We start from the raw sequence: 18,747 nt of genomic DNA on the forward strand, positions 1-18,747 counted from the left end.
GACGCCGGCGACCGCCAGGAGACCCCACAGCCAGATCGGCCAGCCCAGCGCCCTGCCCTCGACGACCACGACCAGCACACAGACCATGGCCACACCGAAGAGGGCGGTGCCGAGGTAGTCGAGGTCCGGCTTCCGCTGCGCCTTGGTGTCGGGGATCCGCCGTACGAACAGCAGGGTGATCAGGCCGATCGGCACATTGATCATAAAGACGATGCGCCAGCCGAAGTCGCCGAAGTCGAGTGCGAGCAGCAGACCGCCGATGATCTGTCCGGCCACCGCGGCGAGTCCGGCGGTGGCCCCGTACAGGCTGATCGCCCGGGCGCGCGCCTCGCCGTCGGTCGCCGCCTGGATGGTGCTCAGCACCTGAGGGACCATCATCGCCGCGGCGGCGCCCTGGAGAAGACGGGCGATGATGAGGAAGGTGATGCCGGGGGCGAAGCCGCACAGGGCGGAGGTGAGGGTGAACGCGATGAGGCCGTGGGTGAAGAGGTGCCGTCTCCCGAGCGCGTCTCCCAGCCGGCCGCCCATGACCAGACCGAGCGCATAGGTGATCCCGTATCCGGACACGACCAGCTCAAGACCGGATTCGGAGGCCCGGAGGTCATGCCCGATGCTGGTCAGCGCGACATTGACGATGAAGATGTCGGCGATGGACAGCGAGAACCCGGCCAGGATCACCACCAGACCGGCAGGGGATAAGCCCGGCGACGCCGCGCCGCCGGCCGGACCGGTCGGCGCCGTCTTCGCGGCGGGGCTGCCTGCGGAGGACGTCCCTGTAGTCAAAGCCTTACCTCTCTCACGACTCTCCCGGTCTCTCCCTACTCGATCTCGGTGGGAGTACCGGTGATCTTCGACATGATTCCCTTGGACGGGTCCTTCGCCGATTCCGGCCAGGGCGTCAGAGCGTTGTACCCGCGGTGGGAGGCCGCCGGCTGGACCCGGGTGTCCATCGACATCCGCATGAGCGGCGGAGCGGTCGCCAGGTTCGGGATCGACTTGTGGCACATATGGGCGTGGAAGACGAGGACGTCTCCCGGCTCCATCGCGGAGAACAGCAGGGGCTCGTCCTCGCCGACGAAGTGCGGCGGGATTCCCCTCACCGGGTGGCCGAATCTGCGGAAGGAGTCGTTGACCACATGGTCGCGCGGACCGTGCCGATGGCTGCCGTCCGCCAGCGCGACGCCGCCGGTCCCCTCGGTCGTGCCGATCAACGGCACCCAGACGGTACGGAAATCCTTGTTGGGGCCTATATAGAAGCCGTCCTGGTGCAGCGGCGTCAGATAGGAGAAGGCCGGATCCTCGGAGCCCGCCTGCGAGGGGTAGTACCGGATGGTCGTGGACCGGAAGACGAAGACCTCTTCGCCGAAGATCTGCTCGAACAGCCTGGTCGTCGGTGCGCTGTTCCAGAACTCGTCGTACTTGATATGACCGTGCATCGCCACTTCGTCGACGGCCTCGAAGGAGTCGATGGTGAATTCGTCGAGCGTGGCGTGCGGATCCGCGGCGCCGAGCGAGACGAGCCCGTGCAGCATCTGCTCCGCCGCCGTGCGTACGAGAGCGCGGTCGAGCACGCCGCGCAGAAAGAGATAACCGTGCTCGTCGTAGAACCGGTCGAGCTCTTTCCGGTCATCGAGCAGCGGGGTGCAGTCCGTGTACTCCGCGTAATCCGTCCGGGTCTTTGCCGCGGTCATGAATCCCTCCATGTGACACCGTGCGTATTGGGGATGCCTGGAAAGAACGGGCTGAGGCGAAGGGCGCGGGGCGCGGGGCGCCGTCGCCGGCGGGCCGGGGCCGGTCCGGCGGATCAGGCCCTAGAGGGCGCCGCCGACCAGCAGGGCCAGGTCGATGAGGCGGTTGGAGTAGCCCCACTCGTTGTCGTACCAGCCGACGACCTTGACCTGCGGGCCGAGGACCTGGGTCAGTTCGGCGTCGAAGACGCAGGAGGCCGGGTCGTTGACGATGTCGCTGCTGACGATGGGCGCCTCGGTGTAGGAGAGCAGGCCCTTGTACGGTCCGGCGGCGGCCTCGGCGTAGGCCTCCTTGACCTCCCGCACGGTGGTGCGGCGGCTGGTGGTGACGGTCAGATCGGTGACCGAGCCGGTGGGGACGGGCACCCGCAGGGCCAGGGCGTCGAGACGGCCCTGGAGTTCGGGCAGGACCAGACCGATGGCCTTGGCCGCTCCGCTGGACGTGGGCACGATGTTGAGGGCGGCGGCGCGGGCCCGGCGCAGATCCTTGTGCGGGGAGTCCTGGAGGTTCTGGTCCTGGGTATAGGCGTGGACGGTGGTCATCAGACCGGATTCGATGCCGATGGCGTCGTGCAGCACCTTGGCCAGCACCGCGAGACAGTTGGTGGTGCACGAGGCGTTGGAGATGATGGTGTGGCGTTCCGGGTCGTAGGCGTCCTGGTTCACGCCGAGCACGATGGTGACGTCCTCGCCGCTGGCCGGGGCGGCGATGATGACCTTCTTCGCGCCGCCGTCGACGTGGGCGCGGGCTTTGGCGGCCTGGGTGAAGATGCCGGTGGACTCGATGACCACGTCCACTCCCAGATCACCCCAGGGCAGGGCGGCGGGGTCGCGTTCGGCCAGGACCCTGAGGGTGGTGTCCCCGACCCGGATCACGCCGGGCTCGGCGCTGATCTCGCCGGGGAAGCGGCCCAGGATCGAGTCGTAGGCCAGCAGATGGGCCATCGTCGCCACATCACCGAGGTCGTTCACGGCGACGATCTCCAGGTCCGCGCCCCGGGCGGCTGCCGCGCGGAAGACGTTGCGCCCGATCCGCCCGAAACCATTGATGCCGACACGAACAGTCATTCGTCCCTCTCCTTAATGAGTGACAAGGTGCGATACGCCTTGCGCCCTATGAGGCAACAGGGAACACTATAAGCAGCTTAAATAAGCATGCAATGCAGTTTTCCGGTGCGCGGGCCCCCGAAAGGCGGCCTGGATGCGAACGTCCTCACCATAGCCAGGGAGCACTGCGCCCGGTTCTCCGTACGGCGGCCCGCCCAGGGGGAGTTCGGACGCCCATCGGCCTGTCGGCGCTGAACTCCCCGGTGTCCGGCGGCAGTCCGCGCCCGTCGGCCGGCCGGACAGCGACCGGGCAGGTCAGCCAGGCTTCGCCGCCCGGCTGGAGCGCGAGCGGCGGCCGGGCCGGACCGGACAGCGCTCTGTTCCCCAGCGGTGGGCCGGGGTGCCCTCAGGAGGCCGAGCAGTTAAAGAAACCCGCAGGTCAGATGAATTACTCAGGGATATGCAGACCGATGGCGCGGGTCGGTCCAGCGCGTCGGAGGCGGCATGGCCGACGGAATCAGCGGAACACGCCGGGCCTCTGCGCGGGAGCGTGGAATCCAGTGATGGGAGCGGCGGCCAACTCGTCGATAGTTTGTCAGATAGCGCCGCGCACCCGGCCGGGAGAACAGCGGACCCGGCCGGGTGAACCGCGAGATCAGCCGCGGAGGGGTCAGCCGGTGAGCAGTTCCAGCACCCGGTCCACATCCGCCTCGGTGGTGGAGACATGGAAGGAGCAGCGCAGCCGCCCGGCGCGGACGGCGGCGACGACATCGTGGGCGGCCAGGTGTCCGGCGGTGCCGTCGGGGACTTCCAGGGAGACGATGGCGGAGTCGCCCGGCGCCATGCCGAGCCCGGCGCGGAACCGGTTGGCCAGGGCGACGTCGTGGTCGTGGATCCGGGAGAGCCCGAGGTCGTCGAGGAGCTCCAGGGCGGGCGCCAGTCCGGCCCAGGAGTGCCAGGCCGGGGAGACGTCCAGCCGCCGCGCGTCCTCGGCGAGCCGCAGCGGGGTGCCGTAGAGGGATTCCCAGACGTCCTGGCCCGCGTACCAGCCGGCGGCGAGGGCCGGCACCTCGGCCAGGGCCTCCTCGGTCCCGGCGAGAAAGGCCGTGCCGCGTGGGCCGAGCAGCCATTTGTAGCCGCCGCAGACGAGCAGATCGATACGGGCGGCGGGCAGCGGCAGCCAGCCCGCCGCCTGGGTCGCGTCCACCAGGACCCTGGCGCCGTGCGCGGCGGCGGCGTCCAGGATGAGATCGAGCGGGGCGAGGGCCCCGTCGGCGGACTGGACGGCGGAGACCGCGACCAGATCGGTGCCGGGGCCGATGGCGTCCGCGAGGCCGGCGAGCGGAACCGCCCGGACCCGCACCCCGCGCTCGCGCGCGACCAGGAAGGGAAAGAGCAGTGAGGTGAAGTCGCCCTCCGCCAGGAGCACTTCCGCGCCGGGCCGCAGCCCGGCGGCGATCAGCCCCACCGCCGACGACACCTGGGATCCGATGGCCACCCGGTGGACGGGCAGCCCTATGAGCCGGGCGAAGGCGCTCCGCGACCGTTCGACGCACCGGTCCATCTCGGCGAAGCCCAGCCGCCCGGCCGCCCTGTCGTGCTCGACCGCCAGCACCGCCCGGTGCGCGGCGATGGGCGGCAGGCCGTAGGAGGCCGTGTTGAGGTAGCAGTTCTGGTGCGAGAAGAAGGCACGAGGCGACTCCATGAGGGAATCGTGCAGGACCCATCGACCGCCCGGCAAGAGAAATCTCCGGAGCCATCGGCGAGTCGTGTCCTTCACGGTCCCGTCCGCCAACCTCCGTTGAGTCAACCCACAACCTACCCCCCTCCCCCAGGGAACCGTTGACCTCACGCAGGTGAACCACCCCCACCTGGCACAAAGCCACCATCAACGGCAGCACCGCCTCCCCGGCCTACACCCAGTTGGCCGTCGACATCACCGCCCTCGCACGGACGATGGCGTCCCGGCCGAATTACAGTCCCGGTACAACGGTGACTACCCGAAGTTCACCCTCAGCCCGCTCGGCGACGACAGCGACCCCGGCGCGGCCAAACACAGCGGCAAAGTCCTTGAGGTCAGCGCTGGCTCAACAGCCCAGGGCACCTGGATCGCCAGGTGCCGGTGTCACCGACACCAGCGGGTTGCTCCAGCAAGGCCGGGTCCGCCTACTCCGGAACAGAGGCCCCGCAGCACCCCGTGCACAGCTCCCCGGCTCCCCGGCCCCCTGAGACGAAACGGCAGGGTGCGCCGAACTGCACAGCCACGGCTGACCCGCGTCAGATCGTGTCCGACAATGCGTGTGACTGGTGTGGGCTCGGCGCGCCGATAGGCGAGTTCCTCTTCCTACCATTTATCGCCCACATCATAGTTCGATGCGATCAGGGCAGAATTATGGGACATGGCGAGCAAGTAGTACTTACCTAGGGCGTCGAGTCTGTCGTAGAGCGACTCGACGAGTTCCCAGTCGGGGACCTCATCGAGGTTGGACCGCACATCCAGGTCGACCGGGATTCTATCGAAAGGGAACTCGTTGTCTGGGTCATCCACGATAAGGGTTGCCTCGAATCGGTCGTCGGTGTACCAGAAGTAATATCCTCCATCGTCGGTCCTTGTGGTCTCCTTCGGGTCGAAAGAGAAGTCGAGAATCCTTTCCACTTCTTCACGGATCTCGACGGCGAACTCCTCTCGGTTCCAGGCTGCAATGGCCGGGCCGATTTTGATCTCGAATTCTTTCTGGAATCCGGCGAAGGGCTTGAACCTGCTCACGATTGTCTCCTTTTGCCACCCGGCGGCGCGGGGCGTACCGGGATGCCCTATTCGGTCAGCCCCGCGCCGCTTTTCCGTCTACTTCGTCTGGAGGTCCAGTTTATAGCCTCTTCCGTAGACGATCACTCGTTCCACTGTCCTGTTACCGTCGTCGAAGGCGCGGAATCCTGATTTGGCGTCATCCTTGCTGAGCCCGCCCCCCCTTGTGTCGACCACCACCAGTTGGACCTGCTGGCTGTTGGCCTTGCTCAGATGGTTTCTGTATGTCCCTCGCGAGGAGCTGGTGCTCATTGCCTTGAAATCGGTGCGCTGTCCGTCGACCCACGCATCGCCCTGGTGCTGCTTGGGCTGGTTGTGATCATTCCTGGATGTGACCCGATGTCCCTGGATGGCCAGAGTCAGGGCAATCTGGAATTCGCCGTCATCGAATGCGAAGTCCATTCTGTGTGCGTCCTTTCCGGATCTCCATGATTCGTCGATACGAGCCACGGTCTTCTCTACTTCGCTCTCCGAGCGGCTCAGGGCCTGATCTGTGATCTTCTGTGCCAGATTCGCCATGGCGCAGCCATCCCGTGCGCCTCTCCTGCAGATTTCCTCGTTGATCTCTTCCACCTCCTCCTTGAGGTAGTCATGGAGATCGAACATTCCGCCGAGGATCTGCAGAACTCGCTCCTTACGGAGCTTGGCCGCCGTCTCCGCATTGGTGAAGAGAGCCCTTTCGTAGGCCTCGTTCTGTCGCGGGGTCCCCGGCGCATGACTCCCGGATCTTCCGTCCTCGTTCGGCTGCCTCTTCTCCTTCTTCTGCTTCCCCCCGCTGCCACCTCCGGTGTTCCCTCCGCTGCTTCCTCTGATCTTCTCCTTCTCCCGGATCCGCTCGGGACTGTCCGGGATCCCTCCGGAACAGGAGATCGTGCCCTTGTGGCACTCCTCAACCCCCAGACCGGACGGGTCACTCAGGGATGTCGGATTGTTGTTGGCGTAGACGTAGCCATTGAGGGACTGGTGCTGCTCCGGCATCAGCAGCGGGTCGACGCTGATGAACTGGCCGGTGGAGGGGTCGTATTCGCGGGCGCCGACGCTGGTGAGACCGGTGCTGCTGTCGGTGGACTTGCCCAGGAATCCCTTGTCGTCCGGCCAGGTGCCGGTGGAGCCGCGAACGGAGCCGTAGGGAGTGGTGTAGCGCTTGCTCAGCGTCTGCGAGCTGTCACTCGTGATGGCGACGCCGCTGGTGCCATGGTGGTCAGCGGCGAGAAACGACAGCTTCTCGGCACCGGACTCATTGCTGCGCACTGCCACGGTGGAGCCGGCCGCTTGATAGTAGCGGTTGGCCCACTTCTTGCCGGACTTGAGGTGGACTTCGGTGGATCCGAGATAGAGGACGGTCTCTCCGGAAGCCGCGCTGTCGCGACGTATCAGGAGATTGCCGTCCGCGTCGTAGAGATAACCGGTGGCGGTGGTGCCCTCGATCAGCTTGGCCAGCTTGCCCTCCGGGTTCCATTCCAAGGACTGCTTGATCGTGGAACCGGCCTTCTCGACCCGGGTCTCGGTGTTGCCGGTGGCGTCGTATGTGTACTGCTCCGCCACCGTGTCGCACGCGGTGCCGGCCGAGGACGTGGTGGTCGCCTTCAGTGCGTGCTTGCGCTGGGGGTGATAGCAGTAGCTGGTGGTGACCGGGGTGCCGACGTGCTGCTTCTCGGTCGCGCGCTGCCCTGACGGGGTGAACGTGTAGCTCGTCCAGTACGAGGCCGGGCCACCGAGCTTCTCCGCGGTGCGGCCGGAGGCGGAGCAGTCAGCTGCCGCAGGGGTCCACGCCTCGGTCAGACGGCGGTGGCCGTCATAGGCGAAGCACTGGTTGTCCCCACCGGCTCGGTCGAAGATCGAGGTGACATTGCCGGCCGGGTCGTAGGAGTACTGCAGGTCCTGGACCGGTCCGCGGGTCTGGTCGTCAGTGGCCGAGGTCAGCAGACGCCCGGTGCCGGCCTCGTAGGTGTTGGAGACGAAGACCCGCTTCGCGGCGGCCGAGGTGCCCAGTTCGAGCTGATGGATCCGTCCAGTCGCGGAATAGTCCACGCCCAGGAGGTAGCCGGAAATCCCTGAGGCCCGCACAGGCAGACCGGCGTCGTTGTAGCCGCTTTCCACGGTCTCCGCGGCGAGGCCGCCTGCTGCGGGTTCCTTGGTGGTGTTGACGGTACCGTCGAGACGGTAGGACGTGCTGAAGTTGGTCGTGGCCGCGACCGCGCCAGAGGTGACCAGAGGGTCGTCGGTGGGCAGGGTAAGTGAGGTCGCGGTGGGGCGACTCTGACTGTCGTACGCCGTGACCTTCTTGACGTACGCCTTGCTCTTCGGCTGATTGACTCCGTTCTCGTGCCGGATGGATTCGTCGGGCTTCCCCTTCAGCTCAGCGTCGAAAGTCCAGGTCGCGAGCTTGCTGGCGTCGGAGCGGCTGGTCTGCCACAGGCCGGTCGTGCGGCCAAGGTCGTCATAGCCGTAGAGGAGAGTCTGCCCCTTCGCATCCTTGGTGTGGTCGACCTGGTCGAGGACCGTGTAGGACGTGGTGGCCGTGCCCTTGTCGGGATCGGTGGCGGAGATCTGACGGCCGTAGAGATCGTAGCCGTACGACCAGGCAGTACCGTCCGGACCGGTGACGGTCTTCTGCTTGCCGTCACGAGTGTAGGTGTAGCCGACCGTGGTGTACGAGACGCCGGAGACCGCACCGTACTCCTTGTCGTCCGGCTCAGTTCCCGCGTACGAACGAGTCTCCGTGGTGCGGCCGAGCGCGTCGGTGATCACTCGGGAGGCGCTGCCCCCGTCGACGGCGCTGGAAGCCACCGAGTCACCGGTGTACGTGGTCGTGGTCTGCCACTTGCTTTCGCCCCAGGAGGAGAGCTTGGACTTCACCACTCGGCCCACGCCGTCGTGAACGGTGTCGTTCTGGACCGGTGCCTGGGCGTTTTCGATCCCCATGTACTCGCCGTCGGGTGCATGGGCGCTGTCGTACGCGTCCCCCTTGGTGACGGTCGCCAGCCCGCGCGAGTCGTAGCGGGTGTCGGTCAGCACCCGGCCGGTGCCGATGGCCGCCGGGACCTGGGTCTGCACCTGCCTCAGGAGGGAGTCATGGATGGTGTAGGCCGTGTGGTAGCTGGTGCCGTCCGCTTTGAGTTTGGAGACAGAGGTCCAGGACGGCTTCGTCTGGCTCAGTCCGTAGGCGTACTTGCCGTTCGGGCTGTCGCCCCCGGCCCTGGACCGGTTGGAGAGCCAGGTCGCGGTGACACGGCCGAGCGCGTCATGAGCGTGCTCGGTGCGCTTCAGGTTGGCGTCGAGCGTGTAGGTCACCGAACCTCGAGCGGGATCGAAGTAGGTGTACGACCGGTGCGCGGCGGCCGTCGCGGCCGGCTTGGGGTGAGTGACGATGACACCGGTCAGAGGCCCGGTATTGGCCGGGTAGTACGCGGTGGTGGTGACATTCTTTGCGGCGTCCGTCACCGTCAGCGGCCGGCCGAGCTTCGCGGTGGCCGTGTCGAAGGTGGTAACGGCGATCGTCTGCCAGTCGCCCACAGCCGGATCGCGGTCCGCCGTTCCGCTCTTGGCTGGGTAGCCCTTCGGCTGCCCCGTCCAGGTCGGCAGCCCCAGGGCCGGAGTCTGAGCCTCGGTCCACCCGGTGGCCTTCGGATCGTCGAAGACGATCGCGGCGTCGGAGATGACATCCCCGCGTGTGTCCTTGGAGACCGGCAGGTCGAGCCTGTCATCGGTCTCGACACAGGGCTTGCCCACAGTGCGGGTACGGGAGACCAGGGAGGTCAGTCCCTTATCGGCGTTGCGGGCGTACCAGGTACGGGTGCAGGTCTCGTCGCCGGTGGCCTCCCAGTCTCCGTGACTGTCGGACCGGGTGGCCATGCCGTAGGTGTCGTCGTAGGCGGTGGTGCTCGCCGTGGTCCGCCACTTCTTCGCCGTGGTCAGCCAGGTGTACTGGTACGAGCGCTCCGGGCGGATGTAGTGAGCTTTGACGTGGGCGTACGACTTCTGCTGGCTGGCGGTCTCTTTCGACCAGAAGGTGTTGAGGGATGCGGAGACCGGGGTGTTGCCGTCGTAGGCCACCTGCTGCCGCAGTTGTCCCGCGTACCGGTCATGGTCCACGAGCGGTGGAATATGCAGGGTCGGCAGCGCAACCGGCTCGATTTCGGCCGAGCGGTTGGCACCCTCCTTGCGCTTGTCGCCGTGCATGCCCTGCATGAACACCTGGACCGATTTGGAACGCGTGGCGCCCGCCTCACCGGTGTACGAAGTCACCCTCTGGTAGCCGCGCCAGACGGACCAGGTGCGCTCCTTCTCCTTGGTGAAGGGATCGTCGTTGTAGTGCCAGCCCGGCTGTTCGTACTCGTACGCGTACTCAACAGCGGGGTTCTTGGCTGCGGGGTCGCTGACGTTTATGGAAGTGACCCGGTACTTGTGGAACCAGTCGAGTTGGGAGTCACCGCCGTTGACCGGCCAGTGGACGGGGTAGCAGGACAGGCCGTTGTCGTCTTCCGCCTTCGGCATGTAGCTGCCGCGGACGCACTCCGGGATGGAGAGCACGACCGTGGTGATGGCTCCGGACTCGGAGGTGATGGTGGAAAGGCGCGGTCGGGTCAGCGGAAGGATGTTGGCGCCGCCCGGCTGGGTGCCGCCGGCGACCCGGTTGGGGCGCTGGGTGTAGGTGAAGCCCACGGCCGGAAGCGAGATGGCGGTGCCGTTCAGGCCGGTCCGCTTGATGCCGGTCAGGGCGAGGACCTGGTCGGAGCTGTTGCCGATGTCCTGGCCGTCGAAGAATTCCTGGGTCAGGGCGTAGGAGTCAACCGGTTTGAAGGCGTCGGGCTCGGCCGCAGTGGACCAGACATGAGTCTCGATGGTGGCTACGCGCTTACGGCTGAAGAAGGAGGGGCCGGTGGAGAGGCAGTCCTTCTCGGACGCGGTGCAGATCGAGTCGAAGGGGACGTCCGGCCAGTTGTCGGCGGTGTCCTTGGTCAGTTCGTCGCACTTCGCGGCGGTGCAGCGCTCATTGTGCGTGAACTCGACCTTGCCCGAGGGGTTCCCGGTGAACAGGGTGGCTGCACGCTGGCCGTACCGGATCTCCTTGAGGTAGCCGCCCCTGTCGTACGGGGCGAGCTTGGTCTTCACGCCGTTCTGAGCGTAGTGGTTGCTCTCCTTGGCGTACCAGTAGGTCGCGGCGTTGCCGTGGACATCCTGGACGAGGTCGAGGTTCCACCGCCAGGCCTGGGTCTTGGCACGGTCCGCGAAGGCGCTGCCCGAGGAGTGACCGGGCTCTCCGCTGTCGTCGCCGAAGACGGGGACACCCCAGGTGGACTGTGTGCGCTGGGTGTCGGCACCGGGCAGTTTGTCCAGACCGAAGGTGTACGTCGTGCCGTCACCGGTGACGATCTGCCAGTGCTCGCCCTTGCCGTCCCCCTTCCCGTCCTTGATGTCGTCGCCCTCGTCGCCGTTGTCGGCGCCGGTCAGATGGCGGACCTGGGAGGCGTCGTCGTTCTTCAGCCGCCACTTACCGGATGTGTCGTCCTTGACCAGTTCGGTGGCAGTGCCGTTGAGGACGAGTGAGGCGTTCTCGTACTTCCAGCACTGGTCGTACTTGTCCTTCTGGCCGTCATCCTGACAGCTGCCGTACTTGCGTTCGATATAGGACTCGGTGAGGGAGAAGCCCTCTCCGATCTGCGAGCCCTGGTTGTTGGTGTTGGCGGTGCGGCCGTCGATGCTGCCGGAGTCGTAGGAGAGTGACAGCGGCGGTACCGGACCGGCTGCCGCGGGCGGCAGGGTGATCGGGTACGACCAGGTGAAGGCGCCTGAGGAGCCGCCTGCTTCCCAGGACGAGGAGGCGGAGAGCGGGGTCGCCTTGAGGTCTCCGCCACCCGCCGTCGAAGAAGTGGCCGACGCCGTCAGGGCCATCACCATAGGGGCGGAGCGGGGAGCGACGGTGGTGCGGGCCCTCACCTTCTCCGCCACGATGTCGTTGGTGGAGGCCACTGGGGTGGCGGTCCGGCACGCGGCCTTTTCAGGGCTCGTCAGGACACAGGCCGGCAGGCGCACCAGGCCGAGCCGCGCAGACCAGTTGCCGCCGACGGCCGATGCGAAGGAGCCGTAGTCCACCGTGATGTCGGCTACACCCTGGTGCTGGGCGGCGGCCGTGAAGAGCACGCCGGTTATCCCGGCCTTGCCGGTGACGCGCTGGTCCAGGACAGTGATGGTCGCCTCACCTGCGGCCGAGGCCCGGCTCTGCCGGGCCTCGCCCGACCGTTCGACCGCGCTGACGTCGATCACCGCGTTGGAGGGAGCGGCGGTCACCGAGTCCCGGAGGGTGACCGGCTTCGGCCAGCTCACACGGCGCTCGGTGCGCGCCTGCTCGATCAAGTGCTCGTTGACCTTCTTGTCACGGGCGACGCGCTCCCGGGCCTTCTTGGCGCCCGGACCGGTCACAGGCCGGACCTTGCTGACCCGGTCGTCGGCGGATCTCGGAGCCCCGGGGGCGAGGGGGGCGGCCGTGGCCATCGACGGCAGTGACGCCGGGACGGTCAGGGCGAGGAGGAGTGCGCCGAGCACCGGCAGATGGCCGGAGCGGCGCCAGTCTCGCAAGAGACGTCGTCTGAACACGATGTGCTTTCTGGATGGTGGATGGAATGGCCCTGCTCGGGGCCATGCGAGTACTGCGCGGGGCAGTAGGGAGAGGGCGCGGACCGTGGGTCACGGTCCGCGCCCGGGAGAGCGTCGTCAGGGGCGGCTCAGTCCCCGACGATCAGGTCCTTGTGATGGGTGTTGTGCACAGCACCGGCCCAGAGACGGATGGTGCCGATCTCGCCCGACAGGTGGTTTCCCCAGGTGCTGTTCAGCCAGCCCTTGCCCACAGCCGGGCCGCCGCTGCTTGCCTGGGCGGTGTATTCGGTCGGCTCGCCCTGCCGCTCTGTGAGGAAGAGACTGATCGTTCCCTCCTGGGCGTCATGGGCGCCGACGAGTTGTACCTTCGATCCGAGAGTGGCCGTCTCATTGCTCTGGACGGAGGCTCCCGAGCCATCCGCGGTCAGTCGTCCGAAATGCCAGCGGCCGACCGCCGAGACCTCCCTCTTGGGCTCACCGGTGTTCTCGTCGATCACCGGGTCGCCGTTCTCGTCCTGGAGCTCGCGACCAGGGCCGACGCCGGTCTTCTCGAACCACAGTCCCCAGGAGGAGCCAGTCGCCGTCCGCTGGCCCAGGATCTGCACCCGGTGCCCGTCCGGTTTGTCCGCCAGCTTGACCGCGTCGACGACGGCGTCCACGGCCACAGTGAAGGAGCCGGTCGCATCGATGCTCGGGGTACCGCTGAACTCTGCACCGCCGGTTCCGTCCAGAACGATGGACTCACTGTTCAGCGTGGCTCCCGCGCCGAGGTTCAGGGTCGCGCCGTAGCCGCTGACGCTGTCCTTGACCGTGGTACCGGACCCACCGAAGGGGTCCAGGTGGGCGACAAGCTCGAGCTGGGGCATGCCCGTGCCGTTGGGGCCGTCGAGCTGACTGGCCTCGGTGGCGATCTGATTCTCGGACCGCGCGGACTGCCAGACGGTCACCTCGTCGATCTCGCCGGGGAAGTGGTCGACGTACGCGCCTTTGTACTTCACCCGGCCGACCTGAAAGCCGCCGGGGGCGGACCAGTTGGCGGTGATGGAGTCGGTATTCTGCAGCTGTCCATTGACGTACAGGGAGAGAACATTCTCCTCCTGGTCAACGACGGCCGCCAGATGAGTCCACACCTTCGTCTGAGCCGGGTTCTTTCCGTTCACCCGCTGGTTGGCGATGGAGCTGGAGGCGGCGTCCCCGTCGGCGAGCCGTGCGCACCAAGTCTTCGAGTCCTCGCAGTAGCTGAGGTAGAACGGACTGAAATTGGTGCCGTCCTGGCCGGCCACCGTGGCGTTGGCACCGGTGGCGTCGAGCCGGGCCCAGGCGGTGATGGTGTACGAAGCCGCCGTCTCCAGGACCGGCTTGGTGGTGGCGGCGTAGGCTGATTTCTCCAGCCACAACCCCTGGTCCGCGCCGAGGACCGCCGGATCGGTCTCCGTCGCCGCCTTCTTCACGACTTCGCCGCGCCGGCCGTTGGGGGTACGGGCCGCGCCGGACGACAGGGTCAGGTTGTTGCGCAGTGCGGCATCGGTGGTGGAGGTGTCCACGGCCGCGCCACTGGTCTCGTCGAAGTTCCAGCGCGCGATGGCTGTGGGGCCCTCGCTGACCAGGAATCTGACAATCTGCTCGTCACCGCCGAGTGGATAGCCCGCGGACTTCGCCTGCACATGGAGGAGTTTGGTACCGGAGGACGGTGGCTTGATCGTCGCCTTGTACGTGGCCCCGATCTTCCACTCCGACCAGGTCTTGTCCGTCGACAACTTGTACCGGTAACCGGTGTTGGCGCTGGTCTCACCCGCGCCCGGCCCGAAGACCACCGTTCCCGGCTTGCCCGGGGCGCCGCTGATCAGGCACGTGCCCCCCGAGACGCATTCGCTGTAGACCGTCCACGAGCTGACGCTCGGCTTCTTTGGCGCCTTGCTGTCGACGAGGAAGTAGCACCAGGGGGTCGCGGAGCTGGCCTGATGACTCTTGTCGCTGTTGTAGAGGGAGTGGGTGTAGGCGTTGTAGCGGTAGAGTTTTCCATCAGTGAGGCTGGCGTCCCAATCCTTGCTCTGGGCCGGGAACCCCTTCGATGTGCTGCTGTAGGAGACATAGCCGGTCGTCGGCTTCAGGGACCCGGTGCTGGGCTGTGGCGCATCCGACCATGTGCTGCCGTTCTTCACGTCCACGTCGAAGTAGACGCGCAGCCGTGCGCCGGATTCTCCGCCGGAGGCCGCTTCGGGAGTGGCCAGCAAATCGGGCCGCGGATCGGTGATCACGCTGGGCGAGCTCTCGGACTTGCTGCACACTCGGCCGGAGCCGGAGCGGAGTCCGTACTCCGTGGGAGTGGCGGGCTTGCTGTAGTAACTCACCGACAGAACCGCGTCGTCGTCGAAGCGCTTCCAGGAGACCGTATCCGACTCACTCTTGGCCATCAGCATCAGCGTGAGCCGCGAGAACTTCCCGTTGGCGAAGTCCTTGACGGTGGGCGTGAGGTTCTCGTCCTTCTCCTCCGGATTGTCATTGAAGTTGATCACGGCCTTGGGCTGGGCAGGCGAGCAGTAACTTCCTCGCCCGGCCGACACATTGCGATCACCCATCTGATCCAGCTTGTCCGGACCCGGCCACTTGGTCGCGGACGAGATGTTATTGGTCCGCTCCAGATCCACCCAGCGCGCGTCACAGGAGAAGGAGAACGTCTCCGTCACCGAGAAGGTCGCGTCCAGAATCTGCTTGCCCTTCAGCTTGTCCGGCGAGAACTCGAAGTACATCCGGTTCACATAGCCCGAGCCGCAGTAGTACGAGACGCCGCCGATCACCGCCGTGCCGCACTTGCCAACGCTCATGCCGTTCTCGCCGCCGGAGAAGTTGTAGAACACATCGCCGTCGGAGGAGAGCACAGTCCGCTCGGACTCGTTCAGTTCGACGGACGGGTCGATGTAGAGGGGCAGTTCAGCTGCAGTGGTCCGGGAGATCAGATCCGCGTCCGGAAGGACCTCGACCGTATCTCGGCCGAGGTCAATGCCCATCACTGCGGCCTCGTCCCCTGCACCGGGTCCGGCAAGCGGATCCCCCTCCTCCTGGAGGGCGACCGGCACCACCGGATCCAGGGCTGCGGGGGCGGTTCGGGCGCGCGCGGGGCGTCCGTCCAGGCTCCGGGCCGAGCCGGCTTCCCTCGGGGTGCCACCCGCCGAGTTCCACATCTGCGCGCTCGGAGAGCGGAAGACCACCTGGCCGTTCCCGTCCACGGCCTCCATGCTCCCAGCGGCTCCTGCTCGCATGGTCAGACCATCGGCGTCCAGACCGTAGGCGATGGTCTTCAGCGCTGGATCCTTGGCGGCTTCGAGCGTCTCGATCTCCAGGACCTGACGGAAGCCCTCCGTGGTGGCGGTCAGGATGAGATTGACATCCGGGCGCACGTTCTCGTACACGGCGCGCGCAGCGTCGAGACGCGGCTCGGGCAGGGCGCCCGGCCACCCCAGGGAGACCGAACGGCCGGTCTCTCCAATGGACACAAGCTCGTGGCCGGCACCGCCAGGAGAGAAGGAGACGCTGACCGCCGCCGCCTTCGGGCCGATCGAGCCGTCGGCCCGCCGGACCAGCGTCGGGTCGGGCTTCACCCAGCCGCCGTCCCGAGCGGCGACCCGCACAGGGACAACCGACTGCTCCAGCGTGAAGGTGTCGCCGTCGGGGTTGGCGTACACGGTCGCACGTTCGGTGCGCTCCTCCACGACCTCTACCCGCTGACCAGTCCGCTCGGCCTCGGCCAGGGCCCGCTCGTCAGCCGACGACGCCGGGGATTCGGCCGTCACCGCCGGAGCCGGGGCAGCGACGGCCGGCACCGCTGGCATCGCCAGTGCTGGAAGCAGCGCCACCGACAGCGCCGTTACTGCTCGACGACGCACGCCCTCCGGCATGCGTGACCGTCTCCACCCGAAACCCACAGATTCACCTCGGCGACTATGAATGATCATCAAACGCCGTGATTGAACTGTGGGGATACCTGCACGTCAAGGGCGGTATACCGGCGCGGAGAGCGGCAAGTTGGCCAGGAAGCGTAGGTAAAGGGCGACTATTGACCGATTCCTCGGCCTCTTGGATTCCAAGGCGCGATCGCCATCGACCCTCGACAGAGGGTGACGCCCCCTGACGCCAGCAGCACACTCGTCACGATGAGCGAATGACCGTAACCCTGAGCACCGCAACGCGGATTGATCCTCCCCCTCCCAGATACGGGACCGTGCGCCACAGCGGGCCGGCGAATGCCTGGGGGAGCCCGTGTTCACGCTGCGCTGTCAATGCTCAGCAAGGGTGGATATGACGTAAATCACGCGTTCGGCCTTGGAGCGTTCGGCCCTGTGGGCCGCTGGGCGGCCGTGCGGTCGCCGGAGTTGAGCCGTTGGAGGCCGACGAAGTCGGCTTCGCTCCGGCGGCATTCGGCCTGGGCGCGGACGGCGTCCTGGTGACGGCGGGGGCTGCGGCCGTCCTGGCGTTTGAGGGTGGCGACGATGTGGATGTGGTCGTCGGCGTGGCGGACGGCGATCCAGCGGCATGCCTGGTCGTCGCCTTCGGGCGCGATGCCGGTGGCGTGGACGATGCGGCGGGCGACCTCGGCCCACTCGGCGTCGGTCAGCAGGCGGTCGACGGGTGCGGTGCGGACGGGGCAGTGCCAGACATGGCTCTGGGGCCGTCGGCCGGCGAGGAGGGTGGTGTCCGCCAGGCGTGAAGACACTCCCTAGGACCGTCCCCCTGGAGGGCCGAAGGGCCCGCTGTGCCGGGCCAGGCGGTGCAGCCGGAGGGCGAGTTGGATCTCCAGGGACCTGCCGGGGGTGTTCCAGTCCGGACCGAGGAGCTGTGCGACCCGGTCGAGGCGCTGCACCACCGTATTGACGTGTACGTGCAAGGCATCCTTGGCCTGGGCGAGGCTGGCGCCGTGGGCGTAGTAGGCGTCGAGGGTGCGGATCAGTTCGGTGCCGCGCCGGCTGTCGTACGCGAGGACGGGGCCGAGGACGCGCTCGGTGTAGCCGGAGACGTCCATCCGGTCGCCGAGCAGTACGCCGAGGAACCCGAGGCCGGACAGGCTCGCGCCGTCCCCGGTGCGGCCGAGCGCGTGCAGGGCGTCGAGGCAGCGCCGCGCCTCGGCATAGGTTTCGGGGATACGGCCGGGGGCGTCGGCGGGTCCCGCGGCGCCGACGGTGACGGGAACGCCCACGGCGCGTGTGAGTTCGGCGGCCAGGTCGCGGGCGAGCGGGCCCGGATCCGGCGCGGGGGCGAGCAGCACCATATGGCCGTCGCGGGTCCCGGCCAGCCCGCCGAGCCCGCGGGCCCGGCGGGCCGCCTCGGTCGTCAGCCGCGAGCGCGGCTCGGCGTCGCAGTCGAGGAGGAGCACCGAGTGGGGGCGGGTGAGGTCGACGCCGAGTCTGCGGGCCCGCAGGGAGAGGCTTCCGGTGTCACGGCGGCTTCCCCGGGACGGCGGCCCGGCGGTGAGCAGGTCGTCGAGCAGCTCGCCGCGGACCCGGTCCTCGGCCTCGGCCACGGAGCGGTGCAGAACCATCAGCAGGGCGGTGACCAGGCCGGCCCGTTCGAACAGACTCCGGTCGGCGTCGGGGAGACCGGCTCTCCCGGTGAGCATCAGACTGCCGAGGAGTTCGGAGTCCGCCAGCACGGCGCATATCCAGTCGCCGTTCACGGGAACGGCCCGGCCGCCCGCGCGGGAGGCGTGGACGCCCTGTGCCGACGGGGTGACGGGATCGGTGCCCACCCGGGCCAGTTCCGTGCCGTCCACGTCATGGATCGCCAGACCTCCGCCGAGGAGGCCGGCGATCTCGTGGGCGACGTCGTCGACGCCGCCGCCGCGAAGGACCAGGTCGGTGAGGCGGTCATGGGCGTCGGCCGCGCGGCGCAGGGCTTCGCTGTGGGCGCGGGCACTCTCGTTGGCCGCGTTGAGGTCGACGAGCGCGGAGCGGGTCTCCTCCAGCAGACGGGCGCCGTCGATGGCGACGGCGGCGTGGTCGGCCAGCGAGGAGAGCAGGGCGATGGCGTCGGGGGTGAACTCCCTCGCGGTGCGGTCCGCGGCGAACAGCACGCCGATGACCCGGTTGCCGACGCTCAGGGGCACCCCGAGGATGCCGCGCAGCCCTTCCTCGCGCACCCCTTCGTCGATGGCCCCGGTGTGTCTGAAGCGGCGGTCGGTGCGGTAGTCGGCGCTGGCGTAGGGGCGGGCGGTCTGGGCGACCAGTCCGCCGAGGCCCTCGCCCATGCCGAGGCGCAGTTGCTGGAAGGCAGCCGAGACCGAGCCGTCGGTCACCCGCATGAACGTGTCCCCGGCCACGGGGTCGTTCAGGGTGAGGTAGGCGATGTCGGTGCCCAGCAGGGTCCTGGCCCGGTGCACGATGGCGCGCAGCACGGCGTCGAGGTCGCGGAGCGCGGCGAGGTCGCTCGCGGTGTCGAACAGGGCGGCGAGTTCGGCCTCGCGCCGCCGGTGCTGGGTCAGGGTCCGGTGGATGTCCTGTGCGACCCGGGTGGCCTCGTCCACGACGGCCTGTTCCCGGGCGCCCGCGCCGGCGGCGC

At 67.7% G+C, this 18,747-nt stretch carries 8 protein-coding genes and 1 pseudogene; all 9 read right to left on the reverse strand.

The genetic code is table 11. The features are described from left to right. Window positions 1–783, reverse strand: a 783-nt coding sequence (locus FF041_RS22305; RefSeq protein WP_153524461.1) for an MFS transporter, incomplete at its 3' end; no start/stop codon positions are given. Between the two features lie 35 nt (window positions 784–818). Next, on the reverse strand, window positions 819–1,691 hold the full coding sequence (gene ptlH / locus FF041_RS22310; RefSeq protein ID WP_153524423.1) for a 1-deoxypentalenic acid 11-beta-hydroxylase: 873 nt from the start codon (window positions 1,689–1,691) through the stop codon (window positions 819–821). Between the two features lie 120 nt (window positions 1,692–1,811). After that, window positions 1,812–2,816 (reverse strand): type I glyceraldehyde-3-phosphate dehydrogenase, encoded by a 1,005-nt coding sequence (gene gap, locus FF041_RS22315; RefSeq protein WP_153524424.1) that lies wholly within the window; start codon window positions 2,814–2,816, stop codon window positions 1,812–1,814. 649 nt (window positions 2,817–3,465) lie between these two features. Continuing rightward, window positions 3,466–4,500 carry an aminotransferase class V-fold PLP-dependent enzyme gene (locus FF041_RS22320; RefSeq protein WP_153524425.1) on the reverse strand — a complete coding sequence of 345 codons (1,035 nt, stop codon included), beginning with the start codon at window positions 4,498–4,500 and terminating at the stop codon, window positions 3,466–3,468. 639 nt (window positions 4,501–5,139) lie between these two features. Then, entirely contained in the window at window positions 5,140–5,562 is a 423-nt protein-coding gene (locus tag FF041_RS22325) for a hypothetical protein (protein ID WP_153524426.1), read from the reverse strand. Window positions 5,563–5,640: 78 nt separating this feature from the next. Further along, window positions 5,641–12,198: an RHS repeat-associated core domain-containing protein gene (locus FF041_RS22330; RefSeq protein WP_323392399.1), complete on the reverse strand. Its 6,558-nt coding sequence runs from the start codon at window positions 12,196–12,198 to the stop codon at window positions 5,641–5,643. 128 nt (window positions 12,199–12,326) lie between these two features. After that, a complete protein-coding gene (locus tag FF041_RS22335) occupies window positions 12,327–15,989 on the reverse strand; it encodes a LamG domain-containing protein (protein ID WP_323392401.1) in 3,663 nt (1,220 codons plus the stop codon). Between the two features lie 519 nt (window positions 15,990–16,508). After that, window positions 16,509–16,864: pseudogene (locus tag FF041_RS22340) on the reverse strand (mobilization protein); the annotation flags it as partial. 48 nt (window positions 16,865–16,912) lie between these two features. Beyond that, on the reverse strand, window positions 16,913–18,747 hold a 1,835-nt coding region (locus FF041_RS22345), incomplete at its 5' end, for a helix-turn-helix domain-containing protein (RefSeq protein ID WP_153524463.1).

Origin of the sequence: Streptomyces jumonjinensis (genome assembly GCF_009600885.1) — a bacterium.
Taxonomy (GTDB): domain Bacteria; phylum Actinomycetota; class Actinomycetes; order Streptomycetales; family Streptomycetaceae; genus Streptomyces; species Streptomyces jumonjinensis.